Source organism: Streptomyces sp. TLI_55, from assembly GCF_900206255.1.
In the GTDB taxonomy this organism is placed as follows: Bacteria; Actinomycetota; Actinomycetes; order Streptomycetales; family Streptomycetaceae; genus Streptomyces; species Streptomyces aquilus.
Window position 1 is genome coordinate 7,097,338 of record NZ_OAOJ01000001.1, and the last position, 19,316, is coordinate 7,116,653.

The 19,316-nt window shown below is 71.6% G+C and carries 12 protein-coding genes; 5 read left to right on the forward strand and 7 right to left on the reverse strand.

The annotated features are described in order from the left end of the window. Positions 1-137: 137 nt before the first annotated feature. The 3 genes from CRP56_RS32615 to CRP56_RS32625 all read right to left on the reverse strand — a co-directional run bounded on the left by CRP56_RS32615 (position 138) and on the right by CRP56_RS32625 (position 6,010). Positions 138-800, reverse strand: a complete 663-nt coding sequence (locus CRP56_RS32615) for a peptidyl-prolyl cis-trans isomerase (RefSeq protein ID WP_257041325.1) — start codon at positions 798-800, stop codon at positions 138-140. After that, entirely contained in the window at positions 797-5,014 is a 4,218-nt protein-coding gene (locus CRP56_RS32620; RefSeq protein ID WP_097270096.1) for an NEW3 domain-containing protein, read from the reverse strand. Before CRP56_RS32620 ends, CRP56_RS32615 begins: the two co-directional genes overlap by 4 nt. Positions 5,015-5,128: 114 nt before the next feature. Further along, a complete protein-coding gene (locus CRP56_RS32625) occupies positions 5,129-6,010 on the reverse strand; it encodes a MurR/RpiR family transcriptional regulator (protein ID WP_097270098.1) in 882 nt (293 codons plus the stop codon). Between the two features lie 152 nt (positions 6,011-6,162). Between CRP56_RS32625 and CRP56_RS32630 the strand changes: the two genes are divergently transcribed. After that, positions 6,163-6,927 (forward strand): sugar isomerase domain-containing protein, encoded by a 765-nt coding sequence (locus CRP56_RS32630; protein ID WP_097270100.1) that lies wholly within the window; start codon positions 6,163-6,165, stop codon positions 6,925-6,927. On the opposite strand, the gene CRP56_RS32635 is transcribed toward CRP56_RS32630, so the two are convergent. Continuing rightward, positions 6,928-9,996: a beta-N-acetylglucosaminidase domain-containing protein gene (locus CRP56_RS32635; protein WP_097270102.1), complete on the reverse strand. Its 3,069-nt coding sequence runs from the start codon at positions 9,994-9,996 to the stop codon at positions 6,928-6,930. A gap of 121 nt (positions 9,997-10,117) precedes the next feature. Between CRP56_RS32635 and CRP56_RS32640 the strand changes: the two genes are divergently transcribed. From CRP56_RS32640 to CRP56_RS32655, 4 genes are all read left to right on the forward strand, one after another. Further along, positions 10,118-11,290, forward strand: a complete 1,173-nt coding sequence (locus tag CRP56_RS32640; RefSeq protein WP_257041328.1) for an MFS transporter — start codon at positions 10,118-10,120, stop codon at positions 11,288-11,290. 58 nt (positions 11,291-11,348) lie between these two features. Then, on the forward strand, positions 11,349-13,112 hold the full coding sequence (locus tag CRP56_RS32645; RefSeq protein WP_097270107.1) for a glycoside hydrolase family 35 protein: 1,764 nt from the start codon (positions 11,349-11,351) through the stop codon (positions 13,110-13,112). Continuing rightward, positions 13,112-15,364 carry a beta-galactosidase gene (locus CRP56_RS32650; RefSeq protein ID WP_097270109.1) on the forward strand — a complete coding sequence of 751 codons (2,253 nt, stop codon included), beginning with the start codon at positions 13,112-13,114 and terminating at the stop codon, positions 15,362-15,364. Before CRP56_RS32645 ends, CRP56_RS32650 begins: the two co-directional genes overlap by 1 nt. A gap of 115 nt (positions 15,365-15,479) precedes the next feature. Then, on the forward strand, positions 15,480-16,556 hold the full coding sequence (locus tag CRP56_RS32655) for a LacI family DNA-binding transcriptional regulator (RefSeq protein WP_097270111.1): 1,077 nt from the start codon (positions 15,480-15,482) through the stop codon (positions 16,554-16,556). Between the two features lie 34 nt (positions 16,557-16,590). Here the strand turns inward: CRP56_RS32655 and CRP56_RS32660 are convergent, their stop codons facing one another. The 3 genes from CRP56_RS32660 to CRP56_RS32670 are packed head-to-tail and all read right to left on the reverse strand — an operon-like array spanning position 16,591 to position 19,302. Beyond that, the gene (locus CRP56_RS32660) at positions 16,591-17,145 is read right to left on the reverse strand and encodes a DinB family protein (RefSeq protein ID WP_097270113.1); all 555 of its coding nucleotides are present in this window, start codon (positions 17,143-17,145) and stop codon (positions 16,591-16,593) included. 28 nt (positions 17,146-17,173) lie between these two features. Continuing rightward, positions 17,174-18,637 carry a sensor histidine kinase gene (locus CRP56_RS32665; protein ID WP_097270116.1) on the reverse strand — a complete coding sequence of 488 codons (1,464 nt, stop codon included), beginning with the start codon at positions 18,635-18,637 and terminating at the stop codon, positions 17,174-17,176. After that, positions 18,634-19,302: a response regulator transcription factor gene (locus CRP56_RS32670; RefSeq protein WP_097270118.1), complete on the reverse strand. Its 669-nt coding sequence runs from the start codon at positions 19,300-19,302 to the stop codon at positions 18,634-18,636. Before CRP56_RS32670 ends, CRP56_RS32665 begins: the two co-directional genes overlap by 4 nt. Positions 19,303-19,316 lie beyond the last annotated feature (14 nt).

The following is a 19,316-nucleotide window of genomic DNA, read 5'->3' on the forward strand; positions in this document are numbered from 1 at the left end:
AAATCACCAACTTGGACTCCGGTTGATGAAAAGGTGGACCAGAATTCATCGGAGGTCAATGGTTTGCCGTGTTGCGTTTGGATGCCGTTCTCGCGGCCGAGCCGGTGTCGGCCCAGTGCTCGGCCCCAGTGCTCGGCTCAGTGCCGGTGCTCGTGATCGGGGTGGGACGGGTCGCCGGGGTGCTCATGCCCCGGCGCGTACTCCACGCCCACGCGGGCCTGGTCCAGCCAGTCGAAGAAGGCACGCCTGCCCGCGGCGCGGCGCAGGTCGCGCACGATGCCCTCACGGGCCCGCTCGTACGGCACGAAGTCCGCCTCCGTGGCCCCGTGGAAGGGGTTCACACCACGCCTGAGGGCGTCCGGGGTGAGGAAGCGGTCGCGGTTGCGGGTGTAGTAGTCCCAGGCCGCCTCCTCGGGCACCGGCTGCTCACGTTCCAGCTCGGTGAGGAGGGTGCGGGCGGCGGGGGAGTGGGCCAGGGCCGTGGCGACGATGCTGCCCAGCTCCGCAGGGTGAGCCGTGGTGGGTGGTCCGTCGGCCGCGGCGCCGTCGTGGCTGGTCGCGCAGTTCCCCGCGCCCCTCAGGCCGCGCTCTGCGCAGGCCTGTTGGGCGAGTTCGTCCGTGACGACGACTTGCGTCGCCCACCGCCTTCGTTGCCGCTCAGCCCGGGCGAACGCCTCTGGCCGGGTCGCGCGGTCACGGGCCGGGACGGCTTCCAAGAGGGCTTCCACGCGCTCCTTCGACACCGCCTCGCCGTTCACTGTCGCCGCGACGGTCCCATGGTCGTGCACATGGCTGCTCACCACGTCACCTCCAGCTCCACCGCCTCCGTATAGGCGACACAGCCGTGCCATCCGACCTTTGCCATCAGCCAGTACGAACCCGGTGGGATCGACGAGCCGTCCACCTCGATCGTGGCTTCCAGCAGCTCCCCGCCCGGCACGGTGAACCCCTGGAGGCCCGGTCCGACGCCCGCCCAGGTGCCCCAGGACGAGACCGCCCACAGCTGGCCGCTGATCGCGCCCCGTGTGGTGTTGCGCAGGCGCACCGGCACACGGACGCGTTCGCCTCGCCGTACGGTGATCCGCTCGGCGCCCAGGGCGCACACCAGCGTCGGTCCCGGCGGTGGTCCGCCCGGCACATCGAGGGCCACCACGTCCTCGTACGTCTGCCCGCCGTACGACAGCCGGGCCGCCAGCCAGTGTCGGCCGGGCTCGGCGTCCGGGGGCGGGGTCACCGTGACCTCGGCCAGGGAGAAGCCGCCGGGACCCAGCGCGTACGGCAGCTCGGCGGGCTCGGCCAGCCACCCCGGCGGTACCTCGAAGGTCACCGTGCCCGACACGGGGGCGTCGGTCAGCTCCGAGGCGATCCGGACCGTTGCCGTGACCGGGGCGGAGGCGGTGAGGGCGGTCGGGGACACGTACACCGTCACCGGAATGTTGCCGCGCGGCGCGGGGCCGGAGTTGTGGAGCCAGTAGCGGGTGTGGACCGGCTGGGCGGGCTCGTGCGCGGCGATGCCCGGGTCCGGCGACACAGCGGGTGCCGCTTCGGTGGGAGTGGCCAGGACCGTCGCCACCTCGAAGCCGTTCAGGGGGATGTCCAGGGCGCCCTGCGCATCCGGCGTCAGTGGCTCGCCGGGTGTCTCCAGTACGTCGGCCCGGGCGCCCCCGGTCCAGGCGAGCGGGCCTCGGACGCGTGCCCGGACCTCGCGTCCGTTCACCTCGTGCATCCGGACCACGATCCCGCGCGCCGGGTCCGTCCGTTCCACGCTGCCCCGGGCCAGCGGCGAGCCGGCCGGCTTGAGGGCGTCGAGGAGGACCTCGCCCGCGGGTTCCAGCGCCAGCAGCGCGCCCTTCCTGGGCAGGACGGCGTCCTCGGCCCCGGTGCGCAGGCTGGCGGTCAGCGGATGGTTGAACTCGTGTCCGCAGGCGGGGAGTTCGCCTTCCCGCCAGTCGCCCTCGGCCGCCACGACGGCGTACTCGAAGGTGTGCGACCAGCGTTGGAGCTGGAACGCGGAACCGTCGGGGGCCGTACGGCGGGGCGGGTCGACCCAGATGCCGGACGGCCAGCCCGTGCAGGAGCGCATGAGGGACATGTAGAGGTCGCCGGAGGAGGTGACCACGCAGCCGGGCGTGCCCCGGTTGAGGACGGCGAAGCTGCGGCCGTCCCAGGCGTCGCCCGGCGGCAGTGCCTCGCCGCCGCCCGCCGCCGTGGCCGTCACGGTGAAGTCGTCGAGGTCGGCGATGAGCGCGTCGACCGCCTTGGCGCCGTCCCCGGTGTCCGCGACCACCAGCAGCGGCAGCCGCTCCAGGTCCCGCAGATCCGCCCCCGGCACCCACTCCTCACGCAGCGAGGCACGCGGCGCGACCCATACGGCCGCCACCCCCGACTCGGCCAACTGGCGCCGGAGTTCACGTCCGGCGGCCGGGTCCATGGCGAGGGCCTCGGCGACCATGGAGTTGCGGTCGGGGCCGCCGACGGCGATGCGGAGGTCGGGGAGGTTGGAGTCGACCTCCAGGTCGCCGTAGCGGGGGCCGCCCGCGATGGTCGAGGTCGCGGTGACCCCGGCGCGGACGAGGGCCGCCGCGAGCGGGCCGCCCAGCTCACCGGCCGTCTCCCAGTCGTCGTAGACCAACTCGGCGACCCCGACGGCGCGTTGGCCGAGCAGCGTGCCGGAGTCGTCGTGGACCGCGACCCGCGCGGTCGAGCCGAGCCCGAACCAGGTGTTGGCCGGGTTGTCGAGCGTCCACGGGAACTGCTCGCTGTCCACCTCGACGAACCCGAACCCGCGTCCGATCACCGCGTCCGCCACCTCGTGCACCGGCAGCCCGCCGCGCACGTCGGACGGCCAGCGCACCCGGATCAGCCGGTCGGCGCCGTCGTAGCCGTCGACGGTGGTGGAGACGTCGAGCCGGTCGACGCCCTTCCACAGGGTGAGTCGCTGGGTGTAGCGGAAGAGACCGAGGTCGGCGCGGACGGTGATGCGCTGTCCGGCGGGCGAGTGCGCGACATCGATGTCAGCCGTGACATCCCGGCTCCGGGCGGCCGTGACGCCGGTCGGGGTGAGATGCCAGGGCCCCTCGCCGAAGCGCGGGTGCCTCGGGTACTCCTCCTGGACGACGAGCTCGTTGCCGATGTCGCCGGGGCGCAGCAGCTCGCGGCCGCCCTGGCGCAGACTGCTGACGGCGCCGCCGCGCGAGGGGTCGACGGTCACCTCGTAGAACTCGTTGCGGATCGTCGTCCCCTCGCCGGGCTGCCACCCGCCGACCGAACCCTCGGCGAGCGGCAGCGCCTTGAGGCCGAGGCCCGGCACCTCCGGTACGACGACCCGCAGTTCACCGTCCTCATCCCGCACGGCGGGCAGCGGCAGACCGGTGTCGTCCAGCGGGACCATCCCGGGGTCGGCGACGGCGAGCACGTCCCGCCGCTCCCGGGTGGCCGCGTTGAAGACCACCAAATCCTTGGAGACTCCCGGCAGTTGGGCCACCCTGCGGGCCAGCGCGTCCGTCGCGTCGGCGTGCACCGCCTCGGCCAGGTCGTACAACTCCCGCCAGCCGGTGAGCAGGTCGATGTAGACCTGGTCCGACTCCGAGCCGGTGATCGCGTCGTGATGGGCGCCGTAGATCAGCTGCCGCCACGCCTTGTCCAGCGCCGCGTCCGGGTAGGGGTGCCCGGCGACGAGGGAGGCGAGGGTCGCCCAGGCCTCCGCGTCGGCGAGGAGGCTCTCGCCGTACCGCTGGGCCTGCTTGGTGTCGATGTAGGAGACGTCCTTGCCGGTGTAGACCGGGTTCATGTCCCGCGTCTGCGGCGACGCCCGGCGCCCCTCCGCCGCCAACTCAGCGCGTACGGCGGCGAAGAAGTCGCGCGGGATCGCGCTGACGAACCGCGGCCAGACGTACCGCTCGTTCCAGTCCCGGTGGATGCCCATCACCCACCGGCACGGCGGCGCGTAGTCCCCACCCACCGGAAGCAGGACGTTGCGCGTGAGCGCGACCTTCTTCAGACCCCGGAACAGCTTGAAGGCGGCCTGTTCTGCTTCCGGCAGGGTGGGAGCGTTGTCGATGGCCCAACCAGCGCCGTAGTGGTTGACCATGTAGGCGGTGAGGATGCCCCGCCCCGAGGGGGCGATCCAGTCGAACTCCGCCGGAAACTGCATGCGTTGGGGGTCGCGCGGCTCCTCACCGAAGACGGAGAGCGTCGGTCCCCACTGGTGGAACGGGCCGCGTGCCCAGGAACTCGACGTGATCCCGGCGTCCGCCATGAGCCCCGGGAACTGCGGATCGTGCCCGAACGCGTCGAGCTGCCAGGCCGTTTCGGGGGACGCCCCCATGACCCCGCGCTGATATCCGTCGCCGTACAGCGCGTTGCGTACGGTCGCCTCGGCGCCGGTGAGATTGGTGTTGGGCTCGTTGTAGGTGCCGCCCATGATCTCGACGCGGCCGGTGCGGATCAGCTCGCGCAGGAACGCGCGCTCCTCGGGGAAGGCGTCCCAGTACGGCTTGAGGTAGTCGACCTCCGCGAGCACGAAGGTGTACGCCGGGTCGCGCCGCGCGAGATCGCAGTGGGCGCGCACCAGGCTCATGCCCGACTGGCCGCGCGAGTCGAAGGTGCGGGCCGGCAGTCCGGACGAGGCCGGGTCGTCGGCGACGTCCCAGGTCTCGGTGTAGGCGGCCTGGGTGTTCCACCACACGGGGTCGTAGTGGAAGTGGCTGACCATGAACATGGTCCAGCCGGGCTCGGCGGCGGTGAACGGGGCGGTGCGCCGGGCGGTCTCGGGCCCGTCGGTCGCGGTCACCGTGACGTGTTCGCCGTCGCCGGTCACGGGTATCTCGGCGCGTACGGTCCCGTCCTCGCCGACGGTCGCCAGGATCTCCCCGACGCTCCGCACGCCCGGGCCCTCGGCGGTGAGGCGGACCTCGCGGCCCGGGACGTGCTCGATCACGGCGGCCACGACCTGGTACGGCTGCTCGGCGGTGCCGACGAAAAGCTCGGTCGACTCGACAGAGATGACGCGCATGGGTCTCCTACGAGGATGCTCGGCGGAGCCCCATCCTGGCATCGCGAGGATGATTCAAACAACCATCTTCAGTTATGTCTGGTGGTTCATCCATGCAAATTCAGCATGCTGGGGTCAGCGGCCCCGCCGGCCCTTCACCGCGTGCTGCGGAATGATGTGGTCGGTCAGCGCCAGCGAGGCGCTCGCCCGCTGGTAGGAGAGCTGGGCGACCCGGACGTACAGGCAGTCGAGCAGCACCAGCACCGAGTGCCGGCCGCCGATGCCGGTGAGGAAGTTGGTCTCCGAGGCGGACGAGATCAGCCGGATGTCGGCCGACCTGGCCAGCGACGAGCGCGGGTCCGAGGTGATCGCCACGGTCGTCGCGCCGCGCTCCTTCGCCAGCTCGAACGGCTCGACCGTCTCCCGGGTCGCGCCGGAGTGCGAGATGCCGACGGCCACGTCCGCCGGGGTGAGCAGCGCGGCGGACGTGGTGGCGCCGTGCACCTCGGTCCAGCCGCGCACCGCGCAGCCGATCCGGAACAGCCGGGTCTCGGTCTCCTGCGCCACGGCCCCGCTGCCGCCGACCCCGTACACGTCGATCCGGCGGGCCCGCGCCACGGCCTGCGCGGCGCGCTCGATCGCGTCGAGGTCGATCCGGTCGATGGTCTGCTGCACCGCGCGCAGGTCCGCGTTGCCCACCACCTGCACGACCCGTTCCAGCGAGTCGTCGGGGGAGATGTCCGGGCCGATCTCGGCGGTGCCCCAGTCGGAGACCTGGCCGCGGCCGCGCTCCTGGGCCAGCTCGATCAGCAGGTGCTGGTAGGAGTCGAGCCCGATGGCCCGGCAGAAGCGGGTCACCGTCGCCTGGGAGGTGCCGGTGCGGCGCCCCAGCTCGGCGGCCGAGCAGTGCGTGACGGCGGCCGGATCCTCCAGGATCAGCTCGCCGACCTTGCGCAGGGAACCGGCCAGCCGGGGCAGCTCGGTGCGGATCAGTGTGGTGACGTCCGTCGGGGGCATGGGGAGAAGGTACCAGCCACCGCCTGACCCCTTCCTTGAATACCAGGACCGGAGATCCCGCCGATTGAATGCATCAGGCACCCTATGATTTATTGATTCATCGATAGCGGTGTGCAGGGTGGTTCAATCCATCAGTGGGGAGTGAGTGTCACGTGTCCGTCGAGTCCGTCAGCGCCCAGGGCTTCGCCCAGCAGAGCCTTGCCGTCCTCCAGCAGATCACCGAGTCCGGCCGTGAGGACGTGGCCCGTGCCGCGCGGCTGATCGCCGACTGCGTCCGCTCGGACGGCGTGATCCAGGCCTTCGGCACCGGCCACTCCCAGGCCATGGTCCTCGAAGTCGCGGGCCGTGCAGGCGGGTTGGTCCCGACGAACCGCCTTCAGATGGCCGACCTCGTCCTCTACGGCGGCGACGATCCCGCCGTCCTCGACGACCCGCTCCTGGAGCGCAGCCCCGGCATCGCCGCCCGCCTCTACGACCTCGCCGTGCCCCGCCCCGAGGACCTCTTCGTCATCATCTCCAACTCCGGCGTGAACAGCGTCGTCGTCGAGATGGCCCTCCACGCCAAGCAGCAGGGCCACAAGATCCTCGCCATCACCTCCCTCACCCACACCCACGCCGTCCCGGCCGGCCACGAGAGCGGAAAGAAGCTGGTCGACCTGGCCGACGTGGTCCTCGACAACGCGGCCCCGCGCGGGGACGCGCTGCTGGAGTTGCCGGGTGGGGGTGCGGTGTGTGCGCTGTCGACGCTGACCGGGGTGATGCTGGTGCAGATGGCGGTCGCTGAGGCGTCGGCGTTGATGCTGGCCGAGGGGCAGCGGCCGCCGGTGTATGTGTCGGCGAATGTGCCCGGCGGCTTTGAGGGGAACCTGGAGTTGGAGAAGCGGTACGCCGGGCGGATCCGGCGTACCGCCAGTTGATCACTTCACCGGTACCGGAGTCAGGGCTACGGCGAGCGGATACGCGCCGGTCGTCAGCGGGGTCCCGGTGGTGCCCTTTGCCGTATCCACCGGCACCAGCGCATTGCCGTCAGCCGTCGTCACGTACGCCGTGTCTCCGCTCCAGTCCAAGCCCACGTCGAACGCCGACCTCCCCACCGTCACCTTCGTCCCCGGTGCGCCGGTCACCGTGTCCACCGGTGTGACGTAGTCCCCGGTGCTCGGGCTCACCCACAGGGTCCTGCCGTCCGGTGACAGGGCGAGGCCGTACGCCTGGCCGGTGACGAGGAGGGTCGGCTCGGTGCCGTTCGTCGTCGTGTCGATCGGGGTCACCGTCGAACCGCCCGAGTTGGACACGTACACCGTCTTCCCGTCCGGCGCGGCGACCACGTTGAACGGCCGGGGCCCGACCGGGATCGCGGGCCCGGCCTTCTTCGTGGCCAGGTCGACCGGGCTGACCGTGTTGTCGTGGATGTCGGCCACGTACAGGGTTCTGCCGTCCGGTGTGATCGCCATGTTCTCCGGCCCGTCGCCCACCGGGACCGGCGTGCCCGCGGTCAGGGTGCCGGTGTCCACCGGCTGGACCGTGCCGTCAGCGTAGTTGGCGACCCACAGCGTCCCGCCGTCCGGCGTCAGCGCGAGCCCCGCCGGTATCCGGCCCACGGCCACCGTGGCGGTGACGGAACCGCTCGCCACGTCGATCACGCTGACCGTGTTCGAGCCCTGGTCGGCGGCGTAGGCGGTACGACCGTCCGCACTGACGACGACCTCGCCGGGGTTGGCGCCGACGGCGATGTCCTTCGTCGTGCCGGAGCCGAGGTCGATCGAACTCACCGACGCGCCACTGAAGTTGGCGGTGAGGGCTCGCGGTGAGCCGGTGCCGTCCGTGACCTGGACGGGTATGGCCCGGTCGAGGATGCCCGTTCCCGACACGACCACCGCGTGCACGCCCTCGCTGACGCCGGTCAGGGTGACGGTCACCGAGGTGCTGCCTCCGGCCGGAACGGTCGCCGTGCCCTCGGCCGGGGAGGCCGTGACGCCGTCCGGTACGTCGAGCTTCCAGGCGACCGTCTTCGCGGACGCGTCCGAGAACCGCAGGGCGACCGTCTTGGCGGCACCCGGCTTCAGGGAGAGGGACGCCGGCGAGAAGGCGGCGTCCACACCGGGGTCGGGCGCGTTCTCCAGCATCGTCGTGTAAAGGAACTGGTCCATCACACCCGGCGAGACCTGCTCCGGGATCGCGTCCAACTCCTTGCGCTGGGCGCGCAGTCGGGTCCAGTACGTCGAGACCGCGTCGTCGTCGCCCGCCTTGTGGGCCAGCAGCAGGTCGACGGCCGTCTGCCCCGCCGTGCCGTAGCGGCCCAGCTTGTCCAGCCAGGCCGAAGTCTCGGACAGGAACCCGGGGTTGGCGAGACGTGCCCGGAGCTGCGCGGGGGTTGCCGCCATGTCGGTGAAGTAGGACCGGAGTGCGGCGGCGGCCCGGTCGAGCCCGCTGTCCTCCTCGTACGCCGTGCGGAACGCGGCGATGAGCCTGCTCAGGGTCGGGGACTCGGTCGCGTCCAGCTGGGAGGAGTAGTTGTTCTCGGCGAAGATCCGCAGCCATTGCGCGGCACCGCCGGGACCGGAACCGGGACCTGCCAGGTCCTCCACCGAGGCGAGGAACGCGGCCCGTGGGTCGTAGGCCTCCGGGTTCCAGAGGTAGGCGGCCGACGTGAACAGGGCCAGTCTGCTCGCCTCGCCCTGGACCATCGGGTTGGCCGTCACCCCGGTCGCCGCGCTCGCCACGCCGGGTTCGCGGCCGGTGTAGGGGCCGAGGAGGAGACGGCTGGTGACGTAGTCGTTGACCGGGTAGTTGTCCCAGATCAGGATCGGGTGGCCGAACACCCTGCGAGCCTCGGTGACTTGGGCGGTGGTGATCGTCGGTGCGATCACGCCCACGCCGGTCCACTCCACGACCACGGACGGGTCGAGCTTCTCGCGCAGGGCCGTCTTGTAGGGGGAGTCGGCGAGGTCGGAGTATTCGGTGGGAACCATCTCCAGGGGTTCCAGGCCCGGGTGGTCGGCCGAGAAGCCGTCCCACGCGGTGTTGAGCAGATGCGCCTGGGCCGCGCCCGCCGCGCCGCCGCCCGTACCGAACTCCGCCTCGTCCTCGGGGCAGTTCCATTTCGTGTAGCTGATGTCGTCCAGCGGGACGGCGAAGGAGCGCACCCCGATGGCGTACAGCGAGTCGAACTTGCGGGTGAGGGCGGCGATGTCGGCGGCGGCGGAGTAGCAGACCGACAGGCCGGGGGAGAGGGCGTAGGTGAAGCGGACGTGGTTGGCGGCGGCCCGGTCCACCAGCTCCTTCAGCAGGGCGAGTTGGGCGGCCGGGTATTCGTCGCGCCACCGGGCGCGCAGATACGGGTCGTCCTTGGGGGAGTAGACGTACACGTTCTGCTTGGTGCGGCCGTAGAAGTCGAGTTGGGAGAGGCGTTCGGCGTGGGTCCAGGGGGTGCCGTAGAAGCCCTCGATGACGCCGCGCAGTGCGGCGGCGGGACGGTCGCGGATCGTGACTTGGGGCAACTTGCCGCGCCCGGCGAGGAGTTGGCGCAGGGTCTGGGCGGCGTAGAAGGTGCCCGTGGCGTCGGAGCCGGCCAGCGCGAGCACGGTGCGGCCGTGGGTGCGGCCGGAGGCCAGGACGTAGCCGCCCGAGGGGAGTCCCTGCGGGGAGCGGGCGCCCAGGCGTTTCAGGGCTCCGGTGGTGCCGGGCCCGTCGAGGTAGACGGTGAAGGCGGCCGACGCGGGGGGCTTGTCGACCGTGTCGATGCGGTCGGCGCCGGCGGCGCGCAGCGCGGACTCGACGACCTTGCGGGCCGAGGGGTCCGTGTCCGGGCCGACGACCTCCACGACCCGGTCGGGGACCGTGAACCGGCCGGGCCCCGACCGCATGCTCTGCGGCTGCGGCCACACCACGGGCTGCTGCGAGGTTGCCGAAGCCGTGCTGGTCAGGGGTGGAGTGGTGGTGAGACCGGCGGCCATCAGCAGCACGGCGGCCACCCTCGCTGATCTCATCGAGCGTCTACGAAAGGTGAATTCATCCACCGAGTGAGTGTATGGATGTCGATTCAAGCATTCAATGGTGGAGCTGTCGGCAATCTTGACGGCCCGGATGTTACCGGTAACATTTCTTGGCGTGCTGCGAGAGACCCGAGTAGTCGAAGCCCCGGTGTTCAGCCGGGCCGCCGTCGTCGCCTCCTGTGTCGGCTTCGTGCTGATCGGTGTGCTCCAGGCCCTCTACGGCCCGGCGATCCCCGCCCTCCGGGAGGAGTTCGGGCTGTCGCCGTCGGCCGCCGGGCTGGGGCTGAGCGCGCACTTCGTCGGTGGGGTGGGCGGGGTGTTGTTGTTCGACCGCTGGTTCGGAGCGATCGGCAACCGGCGCATCCTCGGGGCCTCGTATCTGCTCATGGCCGTGGGTGCGGCGGGTTTCGCGCTCGTCCCGCAGTGGCCCCTCGCCCTCGCCGCCGCGCTGCTGGCCGGGCTCGGCTTCGGCGGTATCGACTACGGCCTCAACCAGCTGTTCGCCGTCGGCTTCGGCCACCGCTCCACCGCGATGCTGAACATCCTCAACGCCCACTTCGGCGTCGGCGCGATCCTCGGCCCGGCCCTGATCGGCGCGGTCGGCGCCGAGCGCTACCCGGCGGTGTTCCTGGTGTTCGCGCTGGTCAACCTGCCGTTGCTGCGGTGCCTGAAGGGCGTGCGGGACCGGGCCCCGCAGCCGTCCGAGGGTGCCTACGACTCCGGCCGCGTCCTCGGCCGCAGCCTCGCCTCCGTACTCGGCGTCTTCGTCGCCCTCTACGTCCTGCACGTCGGCATCGAGGCGGGCGTCGGCGGCTGGGAGCCCACGCATCTGGAGACCGTCGGCTACGGCGCCGGGGTCGCCGCGACCGCCACCTCCGTGTACTGGCTGATGATGACGGTGGGCCGGTTCCTGGTCGCCCCGATCGCCCTCAGATTCTCGCCCGAGGCCATCATCACCGTCTCCTGCACCGGCATGACGGTCTGTCTGATGCTCGCGTCCATCAGCGAGTTGGCGCCGTACGCCTATGCCGGCGTCGGCCTCTTCATCGCGCCGATCTTCCCCACCGGCCTGCCCTGGCTGCACCGGGCCGCTCCGCGTGCCCGGCGCGCCGGAGCCCTGGTCATCGCCGCCTCCATGGTCGGCGGTGTGGTGGCAGGACCGGCGCTCGGCAAGGCCATCGAGTGGTCCGGCGTCGAGGCTGTACCGCTGCTTCTCGGGGGCGTCTCGGCGGTGTGCCTGGCCGCGACGCTCTGGCTCATCCGCAGTACCCGATCCCACTCTCACTGATCCCAATCGCACTGATCCCACTCGCACTGATTCCATGCGCACTGAAGGGGAGCCCCGCATGTCCGCGCTCACCACCACGTCCGACGGATTCCTGCTGCACGGCGAGCCGTTCCGCATCGTCTCCGGCGCCATGCACTACTTCCGTGTCCACCCCGACCAGTGGGCCGACCGGCTGCGCAAGGCCCGCCTGATGGGCCTCAACACCGTCGAGACGTACATCCCCTGGAACGCCCACCAGCCCGACCCCGAGGGCGAGTTGGTCCTCGACGGCATCCTCGACCTGCCCCGCTACCTGGACCTCGCCCGCGAGGAGGGCCTCCACGTCCTGCTGCGGCCCGGCCCGTTCATCTGCGCCGAGTGGGACGGCGGCGGCCTGCCCGGTTGGCTCACCTCCGACCCGGACATCGCGCTGCGCAGCTCCGACCCGCGCTTCACCGCCGCCATCGACCGCTACCTCGACCTGCTGCTGCCCCCGCTGCTCCCGCACATGGCGGCGCGCGGCGGCGCCGTCATCGCCGTCCAGGTGGAGAACGAGTACGGCGCCTACGGCAACGACACCGCCTACCTCAAGCACCTCGAACAAGGCTTCCGGAACAGGGGCGTCGAGGAACTCCTCTTCACCTGCGACCAGGTCAACCAGGAACACCTCAGCGCCGGCAGCCTGCCCGGCGTCCTCACCACCGGCACCTTCGGCGGCAAGATCGACGCCGCTCTGGCCGAGCTGCGCACCCACCGGCCCGAAGGCCCGCTGATGTGCGCGGAGTTCTGGGTCGGCTGGTTCGACCATTGGGGCGGCCCGCACCACACCCGCAGCGCCGCCGACGCCGCCGCCGACCTCGACCGGCTGCTGTCCGCGGGCGCCTCCGTCAACATCTACATGTTCCACGGCGGCACCAACTTCGGCTTCCACAACGGCGCCAACCACCACCACACCTACGAGCCCACCGTCACGTCCTACGACTACGACGCCCCGCTCACCGAGTCCGGCGACCCCGGCCCCAAGTACCACGCCTTCCGCGAGGTCATCGCCCGCCACGTCCCCGTACCGGACGAGCCGGTCCCGGCACCCGCCCCCAAACTCGCCCCGCTCACCGTCGAGTTGGACCTTCGCGCCCCGCTGCTCCCGCACGCCGCCACCCTCGCCACGCCCCTGCGCACCGAGAACCCGGCGATGATGGACGAACTCGGCGTGGCCACCGGCTACGCCCTCTACCGCGCCGTCCTGCCCACGGCGGGCCCGGGCCTGCTGCACTTCGCGGGCGGCGTCGGCGACCGCGCCCAGGTCTTCCTCGACGGCGCCCCCGTCGGCGTACTCGAACGCGAACGGCACGACGAGACCCTGCCGGTCCACGTGCCCCGCGCCGGCGCCACGCTGGACGTACTCGTCGAGAACATGGGCGGCGTCAACTACGGACCCCGCATCGGCACCCCCAAGGGCCTGCTCGGCCCCGTCACCTTCAACGGCACCGGCCTGCACGGCTGGGACTGCCATCCGCTGGCCCTCGACGACCTCACCGCCGTGCCGTTCGCCCCCTCCGCCGCGGCCACCGCCTTCGAACCGGCCTTCCACCGGGGCACCTTCGAGGTCGCCGAACCCGCCGACACCTTCCTCGCGCTGCCCGGCTGGACCAAGGGCCAGGCCTGGATCAACGGCTTCCACCTCGGCCGCTACTGGAACCGCGGCCCCCAGCACACCCTGTACGTCCCCGGACCGGTCCTGCGCGCCGGCGGCAACGAGCTGACCCTGCTCGAACTGCACGCCACCACCGCCACCCGCGTCCAGCTGACCGACACCCCCGACCTCGGCCCGGTGAACCCCTGATGGCCCACCACCATCTGCGCCTCCCCGAGGCGACCGCACCCCCGCTCACCGGCCATCTGCCCTTCGCCGACGCACCCGGCGTACCCGACCCGATCGAAGTCACCAGCCGCTTCCTCACCCGCGGCGGCCGCCCCTGGTTCCCGGTCTCCGGCGAGTTCCACTACACGCGCTACCCGGCCGCCGGGTGGGAGGAGGAACTGCTGAAGATGAAGGCGGCCGGAGTCACGGTCGTCGCCAGCTACGTGATCTGGATCCACCACGAGGAGACCGAGGGCCGCGTCCGCTTCGACGGCGACCGCGACCTGCGCCGCTTCGCCGAACTCTGCGCCCGCCACGGCCTGGACTTCATCCCGCGGATCGGCCCCTGGGTGCACGCCGAGGTCCGCAACGGCGGCCTTCCCGACTGGGTCCTGGCCCGCGACTGCACGCCGCGCACCGACGACCCGGCCTACCTGGCCGCGGTACGCCCCTGGTACGCGGCGATCGCCGAACAGCTCGACGGCCTCGACCGCGCCCACGGCGGCCCGATCATCGCGATCCAGATCGAGAACGAGCTCTACGACCAGCCCGGCCACCTCCTCACCCTGAAGCGCATGGCCCAGGAGGCCGGGCTGAACGCCCCCCTGTGGACATCGACCGCCTGGGGCGGCGTCCAACTCCCGCCCGACGAACTGCTGCCCCTGTACGGCGGCTATCCCGAGACCTTCTGGACCGAGGCCGACGGCGGCTGGCCCGACACCTGCCGCAAGCACTTCTTCTTCACCCACCAGCGCGACGACGAGGGCATCGGCGCGGACGCCTTTGCCGATCGATTCCCTTGGGCCACCTGCGAGTTGGGAGGCGGCATGGCGGCCTCCTACCACCGGCGGCCCCGGGTCGATGCCGCCGACATCGCCGCGCTCGGGCTCACCAAGATCGGGTGCGGGTCGGTGTGGCAGGGGTACTACATGTTCCACGGCGGCACGAACCCGGTGGGGGAACTGACGACCCTTCAGGAGTCGCACGCCACGGGGTATCCGAACGACCTGCCTGTGCTGACGTACGACTTCCAGGCGCCGCTCGGTGAGTACGGGCAATACCGGGCCTCGTACGACGAACTCCGGCTGCAACACCTGCTGTTGGCCGACTTCGGGCATCTGATCGCGCCGATGGAGTCCGTATTGCCGGCGGAGCGGCCGCGTGGGCAGGACGACCGGGAGACGCTGCGGTGGGCGGTGCGCGGGGATGGGTCCTCGGGGTTCCTGTTCGTCAACAACCACCAGCCGCACGAGCCGTTGCCGGATCATCCGGGGACGTCGTTCAGTGTCGAATTCGCGGACCGGGAGGTGAGCTTCCCGTCGGAGCCGGTGACCGTGCCGTCGGGTGCCTCGTTCTGCTGGCCGTTGCGGCTGGACGTGGGCGGGGTGCGGGTGGAGTGGGCTACCGCTCAGCCGGTGTGCAGGGTGCTGGACGGCGGGCGAACGGTGTTGGTGCTGGCGGCCGTTGACGGTATCGCCGTTGAGGTTGCGCTGGGTGGGGTGGCTTCCGTCGCTGCTCCGTCTGGGGAGGTGGCTCACGTGGACGGGCGGGTTCTGGTCACGGGGCTGCGGGCCGGGACGGATTGCCTCGTCGAGGTGGAGAGTGCGGGGGGTGAGCGGGTGGGGCTGTTGGTGCTGGACGCGGCTACGGCTCGTACCGCCTATCGGGGTGTGGTGTGGGGTGCTGAGCGGTTGGTGCTGGCGGACGGTGGGGTCGTTTTCGACCGGGGCGAGATGCGGGTGCACAGTGCCGTGGAGCGGCCGTCGTTCGCCGTGTTGCGGGACGGGGTGTTCATGCGGTTCGAGCTGGGGGAGCAGCGCCGCGTTGTGGCGGACGCCGCCATTCGTCTCGTGAGGGCCGCTGGGGCTGCGCCTGAGCCGGTGACCGGGGTTTTGGGGCGGGTGAGTGTGCCTGAGGACAAGTGGTTCGAGACGGTGGCGGCCGAGTATGTCGTCTCGCTGCCGGACGTGGTGCCGCCGGGGACTCTGCTGCGGATTCACTGGGCCGGGGATGTGGGGCGGGCGTATGTGGGGGACACGCTCGTTGCTGATCAGTTCTATTCCGGGCGGGTGTGGGACATCGGGCTGGATCGGGTGCCGGTGGGGGAGTTGAGGGTGCGGGTCCTGCCGGGGGCGGACGGGGATGGGGGTGTGTATGTGGCGGAGGGGAGTCGGGGTGTGGCGGTCGTTGAGAGGGTGGAGCTGGTGACTATTCGCCGTTGGGGTGTGGGGTGAGTTCGTCGGGTGCGGGGGCGTCGTGGCTGGTCGCGCAGTTCCCCGCGCCCCTTTGGCGGCGATGCTCAGCCGTATGCTGATGGCCCGCCCGGCCTCTTGCAGGAAGTAACGTCCGATGAACCCTCCCCCCGCCGACTCTCCCGCCCCCAAGGGGCGTAGTCGTCGTAACTTCGCGGGGGTGCGGCCCGTCATGGATGACGTGGCGCGGATGGCGGGGGTGTCCAAGCAGACCGTTTCCCGGGTGCTCAATGATCATCCTGCCGTGCGGGAGGAGACCCGGGAGGCGGTGCGGGAGGCCATGCGGGTGCTCGGGTACCGGCCCAGTGCCAGTGCCCGGTCGCTTGCCAGTGGGCGGACCCGGATGGTCGGGGTGATCTCCTTCGACGCGGCCCGCTACGGTCCTGCCAGCATCCTCACCGCCATCAACACCGCCGCGCAGCAGGCCGGTTACCTGCTCAGCTCCATCGCGCTCGACGACACGGCCGACCATGCCACCGTCGCCGAGGCCGTGCAGCGGCTGTCCGCCGAGGGCGCGGACGGTGTTATCGCCCTCGCTCCGCAGCACCGGGTGGGGCGGGCGCTGGCCGACACCCGGCTCGGGACCCCGCTGGTCGTCATGGAGAACGAGATCCGGGGCGGCACCCCGCTCGCCACCGCCGACTCCCGGGGCGGCGCCCACCAGGCCACCGAGCATCTGCTGTCGCTCGGGCACGCCACCGTGTGGCACATCGCGGGGCCGGCCGGCTGGACCTCCGCCGACCAGCGGGTGGCCAGCTGGCAGGACACGCTGAAGGCGGCCGGTGCCGAGATCCACCCGCCGCTCGTCGGCGACTGGAGCGCCGAGTCCGGCTACGAACTGGGCCGGGAACTGGCCCGCCGCACGGACGTCACCGCCGTGTTCGCCTCCAACGACCAGATGGCCCTCGGGCTGCTGCACGCCCTCCATGAGGCGGGCCGCCGCGTCCCCGACGACATCAGCGTCGTCGGCTACGACGACATCCCCGAGGCCGCCCACTTCCTGCCCCCGCTGACCACCGTGCGGACCGACTTCGCCGAGATCGGCACCCGGCTGCTGCGGTTGCTGCTGGACCGGATCGACGGGCGCGCCGAGGGCGGTGAGCCGGGGGGCGAGCCGATGATTCCCGTCGAGCTGGTCGTGCGCCGCAGTTCCGGAGCGCCGCCCCGCGGCTGACCGTCCGCGCGGCCCGCGGCCCGCGGCGCCGGAATCAGGCGCCTTCGCGCAGATAGAGGTCGCGCAGCAGGCCGATCTCGCCGCCGTGATGGGTGACCTCTTTGAAAGCATGCAGCGCGAGCTTCAGATAGGTCTCGTCGGCCCAGCCGCCGGGGCCGATGCCGATCGGCTCCAGCAGGCGCTTGTCGCCGAGGGCCGCGATACGGGAGATGAAGTGCTCCCAGTCCTCGGCGAGCGCCTGGACGCCCTCCTCCGCGGTGCCCGGCCACGCGTCGCGGTCGCCGTACTCGGGGGCGTCCTCGAAGAAGTAGGTCACATAGCCGCGCAGGCAGAGGCTGCCGATGTGCCAGATGCGCCAGGCGATCGTCGTGACGGGGTCCGGTTCCTCCGGGCCCGATTCCGGGATGAGCTCGGCGACACGGAAGACGCCGTCGTCGCCGGGGCGGATGCTGACGCAGTCGGGCACCGGCTCCCAGAGATACTCCGCGTCGGTCAGGCCCTTCATGCGCTCGAACAGCCGGAACCGCACGTTCTCGAAGGCCGCGAGAAGGTCCCGTGTGACGGGGTCGGTCACGGTCGTGTCTGGCATGTCGACTCCAGCGCTCGGTGGTGAAGGATCAAGCTACCGGCAGCCCGTCGGAGCGTTGCCCGAGAGGCAATGACACCGTGAAGACGGTCCTGCCGGGCTCGCTGGTCACCTCCACCGTGCCGCCGTGCGCCCGCACCAGGGAGCGGGCCACGGCGAGACCGAGGCCGCTGCCGCCGCGGTCCCGGCTGCGGGCCTTGTCGACGCGGTAGAAGCGGTCGAAGACCCGCTCCCGGTCGGCGGGCGGGATGCCGGGGCCCGAGTCCGTGACCTCGACCCGGGCCCGGCCGGAGTCGGCCGACACCGTCACGCACACCGGCGTCCCGGCCGGGGTGTGCACGGCCGCGTTGGTGAGGAGGTTGTCCAGGACCTGGCGGATGCGGTGCGGGTCGACGCGCAGCGCCAACGACGCCGGGCCGTCCGTCAGTGTCAGCGGCCGGTCCGGGTGCGCCGCGCGGAACGCGTCCGCCGCGACCTGGACCAGCGTCACCAGATCCGTGTCGGCCGGCCGCAGCGGGGTCTCCACCTCGGCCGCGTCCAGGCGGGCGAGCAGCAGCAGGTCGTCGAGGAGGACGCCCATGCGGGCCGCCTCCGCCCGGAGCCGGGCCAGGTGCTTGTCCCGTTCCTCGGGGGCGTTGGCGGCGGCGTACTGGAAGAGGTCCGCGTAGCCCCGTACCGACATCAACGGCGTCCGCAGCTCGTGGGAGGCGTCCGCGACGAACCGGCGCAGCCGCTGCTCGGCCTCCGAACGCACCGCGAGGGAGCGGTCGATGTGCTCCAGCATCGAGTTGAACGCGGTCCGCAGCTCCTCGACCTCCGGGCCGCCGCCCTTGCGGTCGGCGCGCAGCGGGAGCCGGGCCGCCGACTCGGTCAGGTCGTGCGAGGCGATGCCGTGCGCGGTGGACGCCATGTCGCTCAGCGGTTTCAGCCCGCGCCGCAGCACCTTCCGGCCGAACAGCACCAGCGCCAGCAGGGCGAGGCCGAACGCGACGACCTGGACGGTGATCAGCTGCCCGACGGTGTCGTCGATGTCGTCCATGGGCGCCGCGCTGACCAGGATCACGCCGGGCTCGACCTCGCAGGCCCGCAGCCGGTACTCGCCCGCGCCCGCGAGATGCTCGGTGCGCGTCACGTCCGTGTCGGCGACGGTCTTGGCCTCGGCGACCGTCGTGAACTCGTCGACGTCCTTGGGCAGGTCGGTCGGGTCCTCGGGCGTGCGCAGCACCGGAGTGCCGTTCTTCACGTCGTACACCGCGTAGTACCAGCGCCAGTACTTCTTGTCCGCCAGGCTGCCGGACTCCGCGAGGCTCTTGGACTGGGCGACCTGGGCGAGCGACAGCTGGTCGTTCAGCTGGTTCGACAGATAGTCGCGCATGTACGTCGTCAGGGCCGTGCCCACGACGCCGAACACCACCAGGGCCAGCGCCCCCAGCCCCAGCGCGAGCCGGGTGCCGAGCCGCATCCGCCGGTACGCCGCGCGCAGCCGCCCGATCACTCCGAGGCCTGCCGGATGACGTACCCGAAGCCCCGTACGGTCTGGATCAGCGGATCGTCACCGGTCTCGTCGAGCTTGCGGCGCAGCCGGCTGACGACCAGCTCGACGACGTTCGAGCGGCCCCCGAAGCCGTACTCCCACACATGGTCGAGGATCTGCGCCTTGGTCAGCACCGTCGGCGACTTGCGCATGAGGTAGCGCAGCACCTCGTACTCGGTCGGGGTGAGCGTGAGCAGCTTGCCGCCGCGCCGGACCTCGCGGGTGTCCTCGTCCATCGTGAGGTCGGCGACCTGGAGCACCGAGCGCTGGAAGCCGGGGCCCGCGGCGCGCCGCAGCACCGTGCGCAGCCGGGCCATCAGCTCCTCCACGGCGAACGGTTTGACCAGGTAGTCGTCGCCGCCCCGGGTCAGCCCCGCCACCCGGTCGGCGACCGCGTCGCGAGCGGTGAGGAACACCACCGGCACCATCGTCCCCGAGCGCCGCAGCCGGTCCAGGACCCCGAAGCCGTCGAGGTCGGGCAGCATCAGGTCGAGCACCACGATGTCCGGGTGGAACTCGGCGGCACGGCTCAGCGCCTCCTCACCGGAGTTCGCGGTGACCGCCTCCCAGCCCTCGTAGCGGGCGACCGTCGCCACGAGGTCGGCGATCGGCGGGTCGTCGTCCACGACGAGGAGTCGTA